Genomic DNA, 17,887 nt, shown 5'->3' with positions numbered 1-17,887 from the left:
CGCGTGAAGCATGCTATAGTGCGACAGCAAGCCCATACTCTCGGCAAGAGGAATGATCGGCGCGCGATTACCGACCCAGCTTCACCCCCCGCGAGCTTTCTGGCTTCCCCGGAAAGGGGCTGACGATGAAACCGACCATCCATTCCGACCTCACGCACAACCTGGCGCTAGCTATCCTGGCCTCTTCCGCCGCTCCTGCGCTGCTGCTCGATGCAAATCTGATGATTATCGCGGCCAGCACGTCCTTCTATCGCGTCTTCGGCCTTGAACCGGAGGACGTGGTCGGCCGACCCCTGCTTAGGCTCGGCGGAGGTGAGTGGGACGTGCCGCAACTCCGCTCGCTCCTGAGGGCTACCCTTTCGGGCCATGCGAGTATTGAGGCCTATGAGATGGATCTCAAGTCTGATGTTGCGGCGCGCCGGCTCGTCATCAATGCTCAAAAACTTGACTATGGCGATGTTGAACCGGTTCGCCTGCTCCTGACAGTGTCTGACGTCACGGAAGCGCGCGTCAGCGAGAAGCTCAGGGACAACCTGTTGCGTGAAAAGGCGATCCTACTTCAGGAACTCCAGCACCGCGTTGCCAACAGCCGCCCCCTTTGCCGCGACTGTAGCATTTTATCAACAGTTGATAAAGCCGATCTACATCAGCGCCGGGGCGAGGCCGCCGCGCACTCCTTGGGAAGCGTGGCCCGTTCGACCGCGAGCTGGCGCATCCCCTCATAGTCCTGACCCCATAACCCAAGGCGCTGCCGCGCAGCCTTCTGCATCAGCCCGACATAAGCACCGCCGGAATAGCGCCGGAAGTCGACCGCATAGCCTTGCGCCATCGTCGCCGCGACGCTCGCGCCATTGGCCTTGAAACGACAGGATAGATTGAAGCGGCCATAGCTCTCTGCCGGGGTCCGGCACTGATTTTCATGGCGCAGGGCGAAATCGAAGAGGCTTGTGGCGCATTCCACGCCGCCATCGCGCTCGACCAGCCCTTGCATGGTGAGCGTCGAAAGGCGCTTGAGCTGCGGCCGATCATCATCCGGCGCATCGATGCCGACGATCCTGATCCGCGATCCTGAAACATCAAGCGTATCGCCATCCACGACACGGGGCGCGCGATCGTTGAGACGCAGCGAGGCGATCTCGGCCACCCGCTCTTTCTGCTGTGCCAAGGCATAGACAGACACCGCGCCGAACATCACCGCGATCATCACGCGCTGGTGCGGGGGAAGGCCCGGAAACAGCTTCATGCGGCGCGGATCTCGCGCAGCAGATCATTCCAGTCTCCGTTGTGCGACGGCAACTTCACACTGAGTTCCCGGTCATGGGCCGTCAGATGTGGTGTTGCCCGCTTGATGGCGCGTGCCGCCTCGGCCCCGTGCTGGCTGTAGATGATGATTTTGCGGATGCTTTCGGGGATCGTGAGCGTCTGATACCGCTCGATCCCCAGGACCGGCCAGACATGGGTTTCCGGCTCCAGCATGTTCATCACGCTCGCAGCCTCCTCGACGCCTTCGGCGAGACGCAAAACGCCATCGGTCGGGATGCCACCCCAGCGCACCGCACCGCCGCCGGGATTGCCCAGCATCCTTTTGGGCTTGGCGATCTCGGCCTTGCCCCGACCGTCGGGCGTCAGGAAGGTCCGATGGATGGCGACCACGCCGGCATCCTCCTCAACCGGCACGATGAGGGCCCGCGCGAACGCCTTGTCCTCCCCAGCGCCGAACTGGCAGCGGGCGTGAGCAAGGGCTATCAGTTCGCCCTCAACGTCAACGGAGTCGCCCGCCAACCTGCCCGCCCTACAAACGCCACCGACGCGGCGCAGGTCGCTCGCTCCTATATCGCACAGGGCTATTCGGTGGATCTCGGCCTGGGCCAGATCAACTCGAACAATATGGCCGCGCTGGGCCTGACCTGGAACAGTGTATTCGATCCCTGCACGAATATCGGCGCCGCGGGGACGGTGCTGGCGGGCAACTATCATCAGGTCCGCGACGGAAGGATGCCGCAGGAGGCGCTGCGGATCGCCCTGTCCATGTACAATACCGGCTCCAGAACACGGGGCTTTCGCAACGGCTATGTCGGTCGCGTGCTGGGCAACGCGGGCGTCTCCGATGGAATCTCGGCGGCTGCCTATATCCCCACCGCCCCATCGGTGGCGGCGGACAAACCACCCGCCACCATGCTGGCCGATCTGGTCGCTGAGAATCGGCCCGATGCCGGTTCCGCGCGGGCGGCATCGCCCCCACCCCCGGCCTTGGGATGTCTTTTCCCGGGCCGCTTACGAGCGCGCGCGCAATACGGAAACAGGAGGAAGCTGATGAAGTCACTCGCATCAAGGGACGCGCCGGCGATGTCGGTGCGATCCAAGGTCCAGCGGCATGTCGCGGCGATGTCGCCACGCCGGCGCAAAGCGGCGACGATCGCCGCCGCGGTCGCGGTCGCCGGCATCGCCGCAATCGCAGCCCCGGACCCGGCCTTTGCCCAATCCGCCAATCTGGAGGGCTTCGCCAACAATGTGCTGGGCCTGCTCAGCAATGGCCTGCTCCGCGCGCTGGCGGTCATCGCCGTCATCATTGCCGGAGCGGGGTGGCTCATGGGCCGCGTCAACACCGGCGCAGTCGTGACGGTCATCATCGGCATCGCGATCATCTTCTCGGCACCGTGGATCGTGGATCAGATCGCAGGATCGGCCTGACGAGGAAGTGGCCCGGTCGATGGCCGGGCCACCATCATTTCCGCCGGTTCGCAGGAGAGCGCCCATCTGTTCACCCGCAAATCCGATCTTGTCCAGAAACTTCAGGTCGCCCGCCGTGAGTTGGCGCTCGAGGCCGCGATCGCCAAGCTCGACAAATATCATCTGCTGGTCCTCGACGACCTCGCATATGTGACCAAGGATTAGGCCGAAACGTCCGTCCTGTTCGAGCTGATCAGCGCACGGTACGAACGGCGTTCCCCGCTCATCACCGCCAACCAGCCCTTTGGCGAATGGAACCGGTCTTCCCGGATCCCGCCACGCCGCGGAGAGGATTCATGCCGCGGTTGAACAGGAGCGCGAGCCCTGGGCGCGGTTGGAGGCCGCCTGTGCGACGTTGCTGGATATTCAACTCGCCCCTGATTCGCTGACGATGCCGATGATGAACGATTTCCGCGAGGTGCCCCAGGAGGTGCGGGAGCAGTTGATCGCACGGCGGGACAGGTTCGAGGAACAGTTCCGGACGCTTGTGGGGGAACTGCCGCTGCCTGGACATATCGACAGGTCGCTGTACCGCAACCTGTTGCTGTCGCAGCTCAATTCAGTGGCGGATTGGTATCGCGCGGGCAGATTGAGCCCAAGCGAAATCGCGGGGCAGATTGTTGCCATTTTCCGGCACGAATAGGTTTTTCCGAGAATGAAATAGTGAATTGACAGCGTTTCGACGGCGCGCGGTTGACTGTAACAGATGTTTGGTATAGCTGCTCCTCCCGTACTTTGGGAGAGGCCTGATGTTCAGCTATGTTCCGCCGCTTGACGACTATCGCTTCCTGCTGAGCGAAGTGCTGGGCTTTGATCGGGCGATGGGAGAGATCGGCAAGGAGGTCGATGCGGACCTGGCTGCCGCCGTGCTGGAAGAGGCCGGCCGGATGTGCGCGGAAAGGCTGTTTCCGATCAACCGCGAGGGCGACGAACAAGGCAGCCGCCTGATCGACGGGCTGTATCTGGCGCTGGAGCCAGGCTGTCATGCTTTCATGACCATCCCACAACAGATTTTTAAATCATGGGTTGGCTAAGCTCGCCGCCTCAGGCCGATCATATTTGATATTAGTCAAGTGTCCTATAGACAATGAGCCGTCCGGATTCCACCATGCGGCCCACAGTTCGAATCATGAGTATGGACATTCTCGCTTGAACGACTGGGAGACGGATGCGTGGATTTCACATTGACCGGACGCGAAGCAGACTTTCAGCGACGTGTCCGCACCTTTGTCGAGGATCATGTGCGCCCGTCTGCAGGAGCCTATGCCAGCGAAGTAGCGAGCGGCGACCGCTGGGCCCCGGTGCAGACCATCGAAAGGCTGAAGGTGAAGGCCCGTGAGGCCGGGCTCTGGAACCTGTTCATGCCACCCGCACATGGGGCCGCCCTGATCGACGAGAGTTTTGCCTTTTCCGGCGAGCGTCTTTCCAACCTGGAATATGCGCTGTGCGCCGAGGAAATGGGCCGCATCGCCTGGGCATCGGAAGTGTTCAACTGCTCCGCGCCTGACACCGGCAATATGGAAGTGCTGCACCGTTACGGCACCCGCGCGCAGAAGGATCGCTGGCTGAAGCCGCTGATGGAGGGCGAGATCCGCTCCGCCTTCCTGATGACCGAGCCCGATGTCGCCTCGTCCGACGCCACCAATATCCGCACCTCCATCCGGCGCGATGGCGATCATTATGTCATCAACGGCCGCAAATGGTGGTCGTCCGGCGCGGGCGATCCGCGCTGCAAGGTCGCCATCCTCATGGGCAAGACCGATCCGCACGCGGAAAGACATCGTCAGCAGGCCATGATCCTGGTCGATCTCGACACGCCCGGCGTGACGATCGAAAAGACCCTGTCGGTCTATGGCTATGATCATGCTCCCCACGGCCACGCCCAGATCGCGCTGGACGATGTCCGCGTCCCTGCCGAAAATCTGATCCTGGGCGAAGGCCGCGGGTTCGAAATCGCGCAGGGCCGCCTGGGGCCGGGCCGCATCCATCATTGCATGCGGACGATCGGCGCTGCCGAGGAGGCGCTGGAAGCCATGACCCGGCGACTGCTCAGCCGGACCGCGTTCGGCAAGCGCATTGCCGACCATTCCGTCTGGGAAGAACGGATCGCCCGCGCCCGCATCGACATAGAAATGACCCGCCTGCTCTGCCTTAAGGCCGCCGACATGATGGATCGCGCGGGCAACAAGGCGGCGCGCGACGAAATCGCGATGATCAAGGTGCAGGCACCCCAAATGGCGCTCAGGATCATCGACGACGCGATCCAGGCCCATGGCGGCGGCGGGGTTTCGGACGATTTCGCGCTGGCGGCGGACTGGGCGCATATCCGTACCCTGCGCTTTGCCGATGGCCCGGATGAAGTCCATGCCCGCGCCATCGCCCGGTCGGAATTCGCCCGCTATCGAAACCCGCTGTCATGAGCGATCTCGACGCGGCCAGCCTGTCCCGATGGCTTGAGGAGGCGGCCCCCGGCCATGCCCCCGTCATCGGAATCGAAAAATTCGCGGGCGGTCAGTCCAACCCCACCTATCGGATCGGCAGCGACGCAGGCGACATCGTGTTGCGGCGCAAGCCGTTCGGATCGCTCCTGCCCTCCGCCCACGCCATCGAACGCGAATTCCGCCTGCTCCGCGCGCTCCATCCTACGGGCTTTCCCGTTCCCCGTCCGATCGCCTTGTGCGAGGACAGCGCCGTCATCGGCGCGCCCTTCTACCTGATGGAGGTCGTGAAAGGCAGCAACCATAGCGACGGCGCTCTCCCGGAGGTGCCAAAGCTGGATCGGCGGCGTGTCTATGAAGCGATGATCGATACATTGGCGGCACTGCACAACATCGATCACACCGCGCTGGGCCTTGATGATTTCGGTCGTCCCGGCAATTATTTCGCCCGTCAGGTGGACCGCTGGACCAAGCAGTATCGCGCCGCCCAGACCGACGAAATTGCCCAGGTCGAACAGCTAATAAGCTGGCTGCCTAAGACCGTGCCTGCCCAGACGGCCACCTCCATCATCCATGGCGACTACCGCATCGACAACCTGATCTATGCGCCCGACCGCCCGCACATCCTGGCCGTGATCGACTGGGAGCTGGCGACCATCGGCGATCCGATTGCCGACTTCGCCTATCTGGCGATGAATTGGGTGCTGTTCGCGGACGGCCGCGCGGGGCTGGCCGGCATCGATCTCGAACGGGCCGGAATACCGACGCTGGAGGAAGCGGTCCAACGCTACTGCGCCCTTACCGGCCGCAAGGATCTGCCTGACCTTCATTGGTATTTCGCCTATAATCTCTTCCGCCTGATCGGCATCCTTCAAGGCATCAAGAAAAGGATTGCCGACGGCACCGCTTCCAGCGCGCACGCGGAGCCAATGGTGGCAAAGATAGCCGCACTGGCGCAGGCTGCCTGGGATCAGGCGCAGCAAGCCGGGGCCGCGCATTAGCTGCGCCAGAAGAAACGCAGCACAATCTTCAGAGAGGAAGGCAAATGCAATTGTTCGATCTGACCGGCAAGGTCGCGATCATCACGGGCTCGACGCGCGGGATCGGCCGCGCCATTGCCGAAGCCTATGCCGCCGAGGGCGCGCGCGTGGTGATTTCCAGCCGCAAGCAACCCGCCTGCGAGGAAGTCGCCGCCGCGATCAACGCCCGCTACGGCGATGATCGCGCGATCGCCATCGCCGCCAGCATCTCCGACAAGGCGGCGCTGGAAGCCCTGGTCGCCGGCACCCGCGAACGGTTCGGGCGGATCGACCTGCTCGTCTGCAACGCCGCCACCAACCCCCATTATGGGCCCATGGCCGGGATCAGCGACGAACAGTTCCGCAAGATCTTCGACAATAATGTCCTCGCCAACCATTGGCTCGTCTCGATGGTCGCGCCGGAGATGATCGCGCGCCGGGATGGCGCGATCATCCTGATCTCCTCTATAGGCGGGCTGATCGGATCGGACGTGATCGGCGCCTATAATGTGTCTAAGGCGGCCGATTTCCAGCTGGTGCGCAATCTGGCGGTGGAATTTGGCCCCCATAATGTCCGCATCAACGCCATCGCGCCCGGCGTGACGCGCACGGATTTCGCCCGCGCTTTGTGGGAGGACCCGCAGGCCGAAGCCGCCTTGAAGAAGGCGACGCCCCTCGGCCGCATCGGCGAGCCGGAAGAGATTGCCGGCGCCGCCGTGTTCCTGGCCGCCAAATCAGGCGCTTATATGACCGGGCAGACCATCATCGTGGACGGCGGCGCAACCGCGAGGGGCGTGTTGTGAGCGGGCGCTTCGCCTCCCGCAACGTCGTCGTGACCGGCGCCGCGTCGGGGATCGGCCGCGCGGCTGCCCAGCTCTTCACGCAGGAAGGCGCGCAGGTGCTGGCCTTCGACATCGCCGACGCGGTCGATGAGGTCGCGGCCGGTCATCCGTCCATCATCGCCATGCGCGGCGATGCCGGCAGCGAAGCCGATGTGGCGGCGCTGATCGCCGCAGCCGCCGGCCTTCCGGGCGGGGTCGGCGTCGTCGTCGCGAATGCGGGCGTCAGCGGCGGCATGGCCGGCCTGCTGGACCAGAGCGTGGAGGATTGGGAAGCGCTGTTGCGTGTCAACCTGATCGGCGCGTTCCTGGCCGTCAAACATGGCGCCCGCGCGATGCTGACCGCCGGCGGGACGGGCGCGATCATCTGCACCGCCTCGGTCGCGGGCCTGCGCGCGGGCGCGGGCGGCCCCGCCTATTCCGCGTCCAAGGCCGGCGTCATCAACCTCGTGCAGACCGCCGCGCAGCAGCTCACCGGCTCCAACATCCGCGTGAACGCCGTCTGCCCCGGCCTGATCGAAACGGGCATGACGCAGTCGCTCTACGACAATGCCCGCGCCCGTGGCCGGGAACATCAGATCGGCCAGCTCAATCCGCTGCGGCGAGGCGGCCGGGCGGACGAAATCGCCCAAGCCATCGCCTTCCTCGCGTCGGACGACGCCAGCTACGTCAACGGCCAGGCCCTGGCCGTCGATGGCGGCCTGTCCTCCTCCCATCCCTTCGCTCGCCCCCGGCAGGTGGGCGAAACCACCTTCTGAAAAAGAGGCATCATGATCGAAACACAGCTTCACGGCGATATTCTGCAAATCGCGATCATCAACGCGCCCGTGAATGTGCTGGGCGCAGCCGTCCGGCAGGGACTGACCGACGCCATCAACGACGCGCAGACCGACGCTGCGATCAAGGCGATCGTGATCCGGGGCGCGGGCAAGATGTTTTCGGGCGGCGCGGACATCACCGAATTCGGCAAGCCCTTTGTCGATCCCTCGCTGCCCGCTGTGATCGACGCCATCGAGGCGAGCGACAAGCCGGTCGTCGCGGCGATCCACGGCATGGCGCTGGGCGGTGGCCTGGAAGTCGCGCTCGGCTGCCATTACCGCATCGCCACGCCCTCGGCGAAACTGGGGCTGCCCGAAGTCAAGCTCGGCCTGCTCCCCGGCGCGGGCGGCACGCAGCGCCTGCCGCGCCTCACCGGGGTCGAAGCGGCGCTCCAGCTGATCGTCTCGGGCGATCCGATCCTGGCCTCGCGCGGCCTGGAGATCGGCCTGATCGACAGGCTCAGCGATAAAGAAACGCTGGCCGCCGACGCGATCGCCTATGCCCGTTCGCTCGACGGCGTGCGGCGCACGCGCGATATCCCGGTTCATGCCGATGCCGCGCTGTTCGACCGATTTATCAGCGATCAGGGGCGAAGGATTCAAGGCCTCGACGCGCCCAATGCCTGCATCTCCGCCGTCAGGGCAGCGGCCAGCATGCCATTCCGCGAAGGCCTGGCCAAGGAGCGGGCCCTGTTCGCCGCGCTGGTGGAGGGCGACCAGTCCCGCGCGCTGCGGCATGTCTTCTTCGCCGAACGCGCCGCCGCCCGGATCGACGGCCTCCCTAACGACATTGCCCTGCGCTCCATCAGCAAGGTCGGCGTGATCGGCGCCGGCACCATGGGCGGCGGCATCGCGATGAACTTCCTGTCGGCGGGCATTCCGGTCACCATCGTGGAAATGGCGCAGGAGGCGCTGGACCGCGGCACCGGCGTCATGCGCAAAAATTATGAAGCGAGCGCCGCGAAGGGCCGCCTGACGACCGCCCAGGTGGAACAGGCGATGGGCCTGCTGACGCCCACCCTGGATTTTGCCGCGCTGGGCGACTGTGACCTCATCATCGAAGCCGTCTATGAGAATATGGACGTGAAGAAGGAGATTTTCGCGCGGCTCGACGGGATCGCCAAGCCCGGCGCGATGCTGGCCTCCAACACCTCCTATCTCAGCATCGACGACATCGCGTCGGCGACCGGGCGAGCGCAGGACGTGCTCGGCCTGCACTTCTTCTCGCCCGCCAATGTGATGAAGCTGGTCGAGGTGGTCCGGGGCGCCAAAACGGCGCCGGACGCGCTGGCGACCGGCATGGACCTTGCCCGGCGCATCGGCAAGGTGCCGGTGGTTTCCGGCGTCTGCTACGGCTTCATCGGCAATCGCATGCTGATCCCGCGTCAGGGCAATGCCACCGAGCTGTTGCTGGAAGGCGCGACCCCCGAGCAGATCGACCGCGTGCACACCCGCTTCGGCATGCCGATGGGACCGTTCCAGATGGTCGACCTGGCCGGAGCCGACATCGGCTGGCATCGCGATCCGCAGCGTATCGAAACCATCCGCGACGCGCTGTGCGCGCAAGGCCGCTGGGGGCAGAAGACGCGCGCGGGCTTCTACGACTATGACGAAAAGCGCAGGCCCACCCCCTCGCCCGTGGTCGATGCGATCATCGAACAGTTCCGCGCCAGGGCCGGCATCACGCCACGCGCCATTTCCGACGAGGAGATCGAGGTGCGAACGCTCTACACAGTGGTGAATGAAGGCGCCAAGATCCTGGAGGAAGGGATCGCCCAGCGCGCGTCCGACATCGATGTGGTCTGGATCTACGGCTATGGCTGGCCCCGGCATAAGGGCGGCCCGATGTTCTGGGCCGGGCAGACCGGCCTTGCCACCATTGTCGATGCGCTCGACCGCTATCGCGACCGTCTTGGCCCCGACTTCCTCGTCTCGCCCTTGCTGAAAGCGCGCGCCGCGAGCGGCGGCTTGCTGTAAAAATCGAAAAGCGCCGGATCGCAATCCGCAACCATAAATGAGGAGAGGAAAATGCCCCTACGTTTTCCCACCATCTCGCCAGAAACCTATCAGTTCCCCCTGACCATCGGCCATCTGCTCGACAGCGCCATGCTTTCCTCCGCCGATCAGGAAATCATCTATCGCGACCAGCATCGCTACACCTACCGCGACTTTCATGACCGCCTCGGTCGCCTGGCATCGCTGCTCACGGAACTGGGCGCCGGGGAAGGCTCGACGGTCGCCATGCTCGACTGGGACAGCCACCGCTATCTGGAGGCCTATTTCGCGGTCCCGATGATGGGCGCCGTGCTGCTGACCGGCAATGTCCGCCTTCCGCCGGAGCAACTCAGCTACACGCTCAACCACAGCGGCGCGGAAATCCTGATCGTCCACCGCGACTTCTTCCCGCTGATCGAGGCCGTTCTGCCCCATCTCCCGAAAATCAAGGCGGTCGTCGCGATCATGGACGGCGCTGACGGCGCGCTGCCCGCCTGGGCCAATGGCGAATATGAGGCGCTGTCGGCCGCCGCGCGGGCGGATTTCCCCTTCCGCGATTTCGATGAGAATGCGCTGGCAACGACCTTCTACACGACCGGGACCACAGGCGATCCCAAGGGCGTGTGCTTCACCCATCGCCAATTGGTGCTGCACGCCCTGTCCGCGAAGGCGCCCTTCGGCGTCAGCGCGCTCAGCCCCAGTTTCGGCGTGGAATCGGTCTATATGCCTTTGACGCCCATGTTCCATGTCCACGCATGGGGCATGCCCTTTGTCGCGACGATGCTCGGGCTCAAGCAGGTCTATCCCGGCCGTTATGAGCCGGAGATGATCTGCCGGCTCCGGACCGAACATGGCGTCACCTATTCCCATTGCGTGCCGACGATCCTCCGGATGATATTGGACGCGGCGGACCGCACCGGAGCCGACCTCAACGGCTGGACCATGACCATCGGCGGCGCCGCGCTGACGCAGGCGCTGTGCGCGGAAGGGCGGCGGCGGGGCATGAACCTGGTCGCGGGGTACGGCATGTCGGAAACCGCGCCCACCATCGCGATCGCGCGCCGGCGCTTCGACGATGGCGACGAGGAAGCGGCGATCGTCGAGGCCCTGTGCGCGAGCGGCATCCCCGTTCCGCTCGTTTCCGCCCGTATCGTGGACGAGGACATGAATGACCTGCCCGCCGACGGCAGCACGCGCGGCGAACTGGTGCTGCGCGCGCCATGGCTGACACCCTGCTATGTCGGCGATGACCGAGCCTCGGCGGCGCTCTGGCGCGGCGGCTGGATGCACACGCAGGACATAGCGACCCTGGATGCCCAAGGGACCATCATGATCCGGGACCGGCTGAAGGACGTCATCAAGACGGGCGGGGAATGGATCGACTCCATCCTGCTGGAAGAACTCATCTCCACCGTCGAGGGGATCGACGAAGCCGCCGTCATCGCCGTGCCGGACCCGCAATGGGGCGAGCGTCCGCTCGCGGCGGTCGTGGCCCACGCCGGCTTCACGCCGACGCTGGAAACGATCAACGCACCCATATTGGCCGCCATCGAACGAGGCGAAATCACGCGCTACGCCAAAATCGGGCAGTTTGTGGTGCTGGACGCCATGCCCAAGACCAGCGTGGGCAAGATCGACAAGAAGCTGCTCCGCGCGCAATTCGCCACTCTAGGGGAAGGTGAGCCCGCATGAGCCGTCCCGACGACCTCCTGCCTTCATCCGACATGCTCGCTTTCCAGCTTTTCCACTGGCTCGATGTGGGAGAGACGACGGATCAGGACACGCTGCTCGCGATCATGGATGTGGCGCGCCGCCTCGCCGTCGACGCCTTCATGCCGCATTACCGTCAGGCCGATATCGAGGAACCCCGTCTCGAAAACGGCCGCGTGCGCCTGTGCCCGGCGATCCATGGGGCGCTGCGTAGCTATGCCGATCTGGGCCTGTTCGGCGCGAGCTTTCCCGAAGCGCTCGGCGGCCTCGGCCTTCCTTTCACCGCCTCGCTCGCGGTGTACAGCATCTTCGCTGCCGCCAACGCCTCGACCGCGGGCTATGCCATGTTGACGGCGGCCAATGCCCGGCTGATCTCCACCTTCGGCACCCCGCTTCAATCCGAACGCTTCGCCCTGCCGCAGATCGAAGGTCGCTGGTTCGGGACCATGTGCCTGTCCGAACCGCAGGCAGGCTCCAGCCTGGGCGACATAAGAACCCGGGCCATTCCCGACGGGGAGGACGAGCATGGCGTCCGCTATCGCCTGACTGGCAACAAGATGTGGATTTCGGGCGGCGACCAGGATGTGAGCGAGAATATCGTCCACCTCGTCCTCGCCAAGATCGCGCGGCCCGATGGCAGCCTGCCCGAAGGATCAAAGGGCATATCGCTTTTCATCGTGCCCAAGATCCTGCCCGACGGCACCGGCAACGACGTCGCCGTGGCCGGGCTCAACCATAAGATGGGTTGTCGCGGCACGTCGAACTGCCTCCTCAATTTCGGCGAGGCAGGCGGCGCCACCGGCTGGCGCGTCGGCGCGGAGGGGCAGGGGCTGGCCCAGATGTTCATGATGATGAACGAGGCGCGCATTTCCGTGGGCATGGGTGCGGCGGCGCTGGCCTATCGCGGCTATTGCCATGCGCTGCGCTATGCGCAGGAACGTGCGCAGGGCCGCGAGGCGGGGCAACAACATGGCGCGCCCGTCCCGATCATGACCCATCCCGACGTGCGTCGCATGCTGTTGCAGCAGAAGGTCTATGCGGAGGGCGCATTCGCGCTCTGCCTCTATTGCGCCCGGTTGCTCGACAGGGGCGGAGAGGAAGCCGAAGCCGTGCTGGCGCTACTCACGCCTGTCGCAAAGAGCTGGCCGTCCGAATTCGGCCTGATCGCCAACGACCTCGCGATCCAGGTCCATGGCGGCTATGGCTATACCCGCGATTTCGACGTCGAACTGCTCTGGCGCGACAATCGCCTCAACCCGATCCACGAAGGCACCACGGGCATTCAGGCGATCGACCTGCTGCGCCGGAAAATCCTGATGTCTGACGGCCGCCCTCTCGCCCAGCTGCGCGATCGCATCGGCGCGACCGCCGCCCGCGCCAAGGCGCAGGCAGACTGGGCCATCCAGGCTTCAGCCCTGCTCGATTACTGGACTCATGTCGAACAGGTCATTGCCGGCCTGCGGCTCCGCGGCCTGCCCGAAGCGCTGGACGACGCGACGCTGTTCCTGCGCGCTTTCGGCCATGGGGTAGTGGCGTGGCTCTGGCTCGACCAGATTGCCACCAGCTCGATCGGCAATGATCGTCTCCGTACCGGCCTTTCCTTCGCCTGCCGCTTCTTCTTCGACAATGAACTGCCCCAGGCCCACGCCTGGCTGTCGATCGTCGAGCGCCACGGAGATCTAGCGCGCATGATGCCGGACGAAGCCTTCGCCTGACTCGGCTGGTCTAAACCCTCTGACACCCCTCCCCTCTGATCAACGCTGAAGGAGAAACCCCTTGCGCGATGCCGTTATCGTTTCCACCGCCCGCACGCCCATTGGGCGCGCCTATAAGGGCGCGTTCAACGCCACTCCGGCGCCCACTCTGGCTGCCCATGCGATACGCGCGGCCGTCGAACGCGCCGGGATCGATCCGGCGGAGGTCGAGGATGTCGCCTTCGGCGCCGCCCTGCCCCAAGGCGTGCAACATACGATCGGCCGCACCGCCGCGCTGAGGGCCGGGCTGCCCGTCACGGTCGCCGGCATGACGATGGACCGCCAATGCTCATCGGGCCTGATGGCCATCGCCACCGCCGCCAAGCAGGTGATCGTCGACCGCATGGACGTGGTGGTCGCGGGCGGCGTCGAATCCATTTCCCAGGTGCAGACGCCCGCCCTGCGCGTCAATCCGGACCCCGAACTGGTCGCCATGGTGCCGGACATCTACATGCCGATGTTGCAGACCGCCGAAATCGTCGCCCAACGCTATGGCATTCCCCGCGACCGGCAGGACGCCTACGGCCTGCGCTCGCAGCAGCGCACCGCAAAGGCGCAGGCGAGCGGTGCCTTCAAGGAGGAAATCATCCCCGTGACCGCAACGATGTCCGTGGCGGACAAGGCGACCGGCGCTGTCAGCCAGCAGCAGGTCACGCTCGAAAAGGATGAAGGCAACCGGCCGGAGACAACGGCGGACGGGCTGGCGACCCTCAAGCCCGTGATTGACGGCGGAGTCATCACGGCGGGCAACGCGTCGCAGCTCTCGGACGGCGCCTCCGCCTGCGTGGTCATGGACGGCGCCCTTGCCGCGCGCCGCAATCTGCAGCCGCTCGGCCGTTATATGGGCATGGCGGTGGCGGGCACCGAGCCGGACGAAATGGGCATCGGCCCGGTCTTTGCCGTGCCAAGGCTGCTTCAGCGCTTCGGCCTGCGCATGGACGATGTCGGCCTGTGGGAACTCAACGAAGCCTTCGCCGTGCAGGTGCTTTATTGCCAGGACCGGCTCGGCATTCCGGGCGACCGGCTGAACGTCAATGGCGGCGCGATCTCGATCGGCCATCCCTATGGCATGTCGGGCGCCCGGATGGTGGGCCATGCGCTCATCGAAGGCAAAAAGCGCGGCGCTCGCTACGCCGTCGTGACGATGTGCGTGGGCGGCGGCATGGGGGCCGCGGGCTTGTTCGAGATATTGTGATCGATCGGGCCGCCTGTATCGTGGGAAATGGACAATCACCTTCATTCCGGACAATGGCCGAATATGTTCTCCCTGGATTTGACCGGCAGCACAGCCAGGATCTCCCTCGATAGAGGCGCCGCGCGCAATGCGATACCCCTACGGGCCTGGAACGATCTGTCCGGTCTCCTGGACGGCGTCGCGCGGAGCGGAGCCAGAGCACTGATCCTGCGCTCAGGGATGGAGGGAAGTTTTTCGGCGGGCGCGGACATAGCTGAGCTTGCGGCTCTCACCGGCGAGCCAGCGCTCCGCAGGCGTTTTCATGAGGAGATGGGCGGAGCGATCGAGATGCTGGCGGCGCTCCCCATCGCCACCATCGCGGTCATAGACGGCGGCTGCTTCGGCGCGGCGGTGGCGATGGCGATGGCGTGCGACATTCGGATCGCCAGCCCTGCCGCACGCTTTGCCATCACACCGGCGAAGCTGGGCATAAGCTATCCGCCTGCTGACGTCGCACGGCTCAAGGGCCTGGTGGGGAACGGACAGGCCGCATGGCTGCTGCTGTCGGCCGCAACGATCGACGCCAATCGCGCGCGGACAATCGGGCTGGTCGACAAAATAGTTGATCATCCCGAAGAGGCTGCAAAGCACTTCGCCTCGGCGGTCGCAGGCAATGCGCCTTCCAGCGTCCGCATGCTCAAGCGATCCTTGGCTGGGGACCCGGCGGCAGCGGAAGACTTCGTCGCCGCCTTCGGCCGTTCGGACTTCGCGGAAGGTGTCGCAGCCTTCCGCGAGCGTCGTATTCCGAAATTTGACGGTTAGGCCTCGAACGCCTCAGGCATAGCACAGGGTTTCAGAATGACCGGCGGCGCCATGCAGGTCACCGCCGCCAGCGCCTCGGACTGGCGAGCAGGAAAAACGTGAACCAGCAGATTGATGGTAAAAGGGGGCTCGTTAAAATCCGAGTTTGCGCCCTAACTCATTTGCCCATGGTCGCTATCTGAGGTGGCTCTCGTTCAGCTTGCGCAGCACATATCGTGCGAGCAACTCGTTGCCCCGGGTCGTCATGTGCTCGCCGCCGGCAAATAGGTATGTGCGATCGGCGTGCTCGCTTTTGAGTGCGCCCGCATAGCAAAAGTCCTGATTGGGCAACCGGCACGCATCCTCATGGGCCAGATGGGATAAACCCAGGGATTTTCTGTCTTTCGACACTTCATCGACGAAATCCTGCACGTCGATCAGCAATAGGGCGGGATCATCAGGGAGGTTTTTGACAAGTTCCTCATTGTAGAAACGGCTCTGAGCCGTCATGAACCGCTGCGCCGCCCTCGTCTGGAAGAGCGGCAAATTGCCCATGTCGAGCAGCTTGAACACCAGTATCCGTTTGCCGCCATGGGCGATGATGCGCCGAACCGTCGCGGCGGTATCAGCCGCTGCTTGCGCCACCCGGGCCCGCTCCTGCACCAATTGCTCGGCCGAAGGCTCACGGTTTTCGCGCAGAGTGGCCGACAAGGCAGGATCGTTTGCCGGATCGAAGTTAAACGCGACATCGTTCGTGCCGACATAGAGCGCGATAAGCTGATTGTCCGTAAAGCGATAATGTTGCGCCAGATATCGACCGACCTGCACCATGGCCGAAATCGGCGCGCCTTGGGAAGATTGGGAAACCGAGGAATAGGGATTGTTCGACCGCGCGCCACCCTGAGCGTAGTTGAGCCCGGCTGGACCGGATTTCGCGGCCTTTCCGACATAGACGTCGGCATAATTGTCGACATGTTCGTTCGGCAGCGGCGGCTGGCCATAATGCAACGCCACCCATTGCGCCCAGGTCAGCCCCGGATTTGTCGTGAAGCGGAAGCCATAGGTGCCCGCGTCCGTTAGGCTGTCGCCGAAAAAGACCGCTTGCCCGACCGGAGGCAATCCGGATTCCCGCGCCAACAGCTGCGGCGCTAGGCATAGTCCGATCAAGGCGAAAGCGAACCGCCACGCAGCCATAATCAGACCACTCCAAAAATTGATATTAGAGCGTTTTCTAAGCAGGTGGTATCACCTGCTGACTCGGAAAACGCGGCAAAACAAAAACCTAATGCGGCCGAGCCGGTGCAATCGGATCGGAGTCTGCTCTAGTCGATAAATAGCGAGGGCGGCCGCGACCGGTCAATCGGGCCAGGCCGCTCCGTACGCAATATCGTCCCACAGCGCATTATGCTGCCCCAGCCGCGGGCTGGCGACGGCCTTGACCATCCGTTGCCCGTCGATGACGATCGGCGAAGCGACCCCCGGAATGTCCGCCTTGTCGCCCCTGGCTACGATCTGCATGCCCCGCGCGCGAACCTGCGGGTCGTCGAACACCTGATCGATCCTGTTGATAGGCCCGGCAGGCACGCCAACGGCTTCGAGCCGGTCAGCCAGTGCCTGTGCGTCCCATGACCGGGTCAGTCCGGATAGCCAGGCGATGAGGCCTTCGCGGTCCGCCACGCGCAGGGCGTTGGTCGCATGCTCTGGACGGACGGCGACACCCAATGTCTCGCACAGGCTCGCATATTGCCGGTCATTCCCCACCGCGATCACCAGTTCGCCTTCCCGGGTGGGGAAGCTTTGGTAGGGCACCAGATTGAAATGCCCGTTGCCCATCTGGCTGGGGACGACGCCCGATGTCATCCAGTTGAGCGCCTGGTTGCCCAGCACCGCCACCTGGGTGTCGAGCAGCGCCATGTCGATATGCGCGCCCTTCCCGGTCCGATGCCGCTGCTCCAGCGCCGCGAGGATCGCGACGGCGGAATAGAGGCCGGTAAAAATGTCGGCGACCGAAATGCCGGCCTTTTGCGGAGGACGTCCGATCTCTCCCGTGATCGACATGAGGCCGCCCATCGCCTGGATCACGAAGTCATAACCCGGCCGCTGCGCATAGGGACCGGATTGCCCGAACCCGGTGATGGAACAATAGATCAACCCTTCGTTGACGGCCTTGAGTGAGGGATAATCCAGTCCATAGCGGGCAAGGCCGCCGACCTTGTAATTCTCGATCACCACATCCGCCTCGGCCGCGAGAGCGCGCACCCGCGCCTGCCCATCGGGCTTGGCCAGATCAACCGCGATCGATCGCTTGCCGCGGTTGCAGGCGTGGAAATAGCTGGCATCGAAATGCGAACCGCTGGGAGCGGTCACGAAGGGCGGCCCCCAGGACCGCGTATCGTCGCCGGCACCCGGGCGCTCGATCTTGATGACGTCCGCGCCCAGGTCGGACAAAAGCTGCCCGCACCATGGTCCAGCCAGGACGCGCGCCAGTTCCAATATCTTGATCCCGTCCAGCGGCCGGGACGCGGACTTGGTCGAGTTGAGCATCATTCTCTTTCGTTACGGCGCGCAGCCCGGTATTTCGGCACGGGCGAACTGGTTTGTGCAGAACC

Annotated in this window: 15 protein-coding genes and 3 pseudogenes; 14 read left to right on the top strand and 4 right to left on the bottom strand. The window is 64.4% G+C overall.

Annotated features, from left to right (window positions below):
• Positions 1 to 125 precede the first annotated feature (125 nt).
• Entirely contained in the window at positions 126 to 725 is a 600-nt protein-coding gene (locus tag ACZ51H_RS17310; RefSeq protein ID WP_464803646.1) for a PAS domain-containing protein, read from the top strand.
• Here ACZ51H_RS17310 and ACZ51H_RS17305 read toward each other — a convergent pair.
• The gene (locus tag ACZ51H_RS17305; RefSeq protein ID WP_464803645.1) at positions 647 to 1,243 is read right to left on the bottom strand and encodes a thermonuclease family protein; all 597 of its coding nucleotides are present in this window, start codon (positions 1,241 to 1,243) and stop codon (positions 647 to 649) included. The genes ACZ51H_RS17310 and ACZ51H_RS17305 overlap by 79 nt on opposite strands.
• Positions 1,240 to 1,677, bottom strand: a complete 438-nt coding sequence (locus tag ACZ51H_RS17300; protein WP_464803644.1) for a toprim domain-containing protein — start codon at positions 1,675 to 1,677, stop codon at positions 1,240 to 1,242. Before ACZ51H_RS17300 ends, ACZ51H_RS17305 begins: the two co-directional genes overlap by 4 nt.
• Between ACZ51H_RS17300 and ACZ51H_RS17295 the strand changes: the two genes are divergently transcribed.
• The 13 genes and pseudogenes from ACZ51H_RS17295 (at position 1,639) to ACZ51H_RS17235 (ending at position 15,299) form a co-directional block, all read left to right on the top strand.
• A complete protein-coding gene (locus ACZ51H_RS17295) occupies positions 1,639 to 2,691 on the top strand; it encodes a TrbC/VirB2 family protein (protein WP_464803643.1) in 1,053 nt (350 codons plus the stop codon). The two genes, ACZ51H_RS17300 and ACZ51H_RS17295, sit on opposite strands and share 39 nt — an antisense overlap.
• 66 nt (positions 2,692 to 2,757) lie before the next feature.
• Positions 2,758 to 3,008: pseudogene (locus ACZ51H_RS17290) on the top strand (ATP-binding protein); the annotation flags it as partial.
• 2 nt (positions 3,009 to 3,010) lie between these two features.
• Positions 3,011 to 3,373: pseudogene (locus ACZ51H_RS17285) on the top strand (TetR/AcrR family transcriptional regulator); the annotation flags it as partial.
• A gap of 106 nt (positions 3,374 to 3,479) precedes the next feature.
• A pseudogene (locus ACZ51H_RS17280) lies at positions 3,480 to 3,686 on the top strand (acyl-CoA dehydrogenase); the annotation flags it as partial.
• Positions 3,687 to 3,902: 216 nt separating this feature from the next.
• Positions 3,903 to 5,150 (top strand): acyl-CoA dehydrogenase family protein, encoded by a 1,248-nt coding sequence (locus ACZ51H_RS17275; RefSeq protein ID WP_464803642.1) that lies wholly within the window; start codon positions 3,903 to 3,905, stop codon positions 5,148 to 5,150.
• A complete protein-coding gene (locus ACZ51H_RS17270; RefSeq protein ID WP_464803641.1) occupies positions 5,147 to 6,169 on the top strand; it encodes a phosphotransferase family protein in 1,023 nt (340 codons plus the stop codon). The genes ACZ51H_RS17275 and ACZ51H_RS17270 overlap by 4 nt, the downstream gene beginning before the upstream one ends.
• A 44-nt stretch (positions 6,170 to 6,213) precedes the next feature.
• The gene (locus tag ACZ51H_RS17265) at positions 6,214 to 6,990 is read left to right on the top strand and encodes an SDR family oxidoreductase (RefSeq protein ID WP_464803640.1); all 777 of its coding nucleotides are present in this window, start codon (positions 6,214 to 6,216) and stop codon (positions 6,988 to 6,990) included.
• Positions 6,987 to 7,784 (top strand): SDR family NAD(P)-dependent oxidoreductase, encoded by a 798-nt coding sequence (locus ACZ51H_RS17260; RefSeq protein WP_464803639.1) that lies wholly within the window; start codon positions 6,987 to 6,989, stop codon positions 7,782 to 7,784. Before ACZ51H_RS17265 ends, ACZ51H_RS17260 begins: the two co-directional genes overlap by 4 nt.
• Positions 7,785 to 7,796: 12 nt before the next feature.
• Positions 7,797 to 9,821 (top strand): 3-hydroxyacyl-CoA dehydrogenase NAD-binding domain-containing protein, encoded by a 2,025-nt coding sequence (locus ACZ51H_RS17255; RefSeq protein WP_464803638.1) that lies wholly within the window; start codon positions 7,797 to 7,799, stop codon positions 9,819 to 9,821.
• Between the two features lie 51 nt (positions 9,822 to 9,872).
• Positions 9,873 to 11,531 carry a long-chain-fatty-acid--CoA ligase gene (locus tag ACZ51H_RS17250; RefSeq protein WP_464803637.1) on the top strand — a complete coding sequence of 553 codons (1,659 nt, stop codon included), beginning with the start codon at positions 9,873 to 9,875 and terminating at the stop codon, positions 11,529 to 11,531.
• Positions 11,528 to 13,264 carry an acyl-CoA dehydrogenase gene (locus ACZ51H_RS17245; RefSeq protein ID WP_464803636.1) on the top strand — a complete coding sequence of 579 codons (1,737 nt, stop codon included), beginning with the start codon at positions 11,528 to 11,530 and terminating at the stop codon, positions 13,262 to 13,264. The genes ACZ51H_RS17250 and ACZ51H_RS17245 overlap by 4 nt, the downstream gene beginning before the upstream one ends.
• 61 nt (positions 13,265 to 13,325) lie before the next feature.
• On the top strand, positions 13,326 to 14,498 hold the full coding sequence (locus ACZ51H_RS17240) for an acetyl-CoA C-acyltransferase (RefSeq protein ID WP_464803635.1): 1,173 nt from the start codon (positions 13,326 to 13,328) through the stop codon (positions 14,496 to 14,498).
• A gap of 27 nt (positions 14,499 to 14,525) precedes the next feature.
• Positions 14,526 to 15,299, top strand: coding sequence for an enoyl-CoA hydratase/isomerase family protein (locus ACZ51H_RS17235; RefSeq protein WP_464803634.1), 774 nt, complete (start codon positions 14,526 to 14,528; stop codon positions 15,297 to 15,299).
• 174 nt (positions 15,300 to 15,473) lie between these two features.
• Here the strand turns inward: ACZ51H_RS17235 and ACZ51H_RS17230 are convergent, their stop codons facing one another.
• Both ACZ51H_RS17230 and ACZ51H_RS17225 read right to left on the bottom strand, forming a co-directional pair.
• Positions 15,474 to 16,472 (bottom strand): SGNH/GDSL hydrolase family protein, encoded by a 999-nt coding sequence (locus tag ACZ51H_RS17230; protein WP_464803633.1) that lies wholly within the window; start codon positions 16,470 to 16,472, stop codon positions 15,474 to 15,476.
• Between the two features lie 162 nt (positions 16,473 to 16,634).
• Positions 16,635 to 17,825, bottom strand: a complete 1,191-nt coding sequence (locus tag ACZ51H_RS17225; RefSeq protein ID WP_464803632.1) for a CaiB/BaiF CoA transferase family protein — start codon at positions 17,823 to 17,825, stop codon at positions 16,635 to 16,637.
• Positions 17,826 to 17,887 lie beyond the last annotated feature (62 nt).

This window comes from Sphingobium sp. TomMM15 (assembly GCF_055397045.1).
Note: the sequence above shows the minus strand (reverse complement) of the source record. Positions and strands in the feature narration are given on the sequence as shown.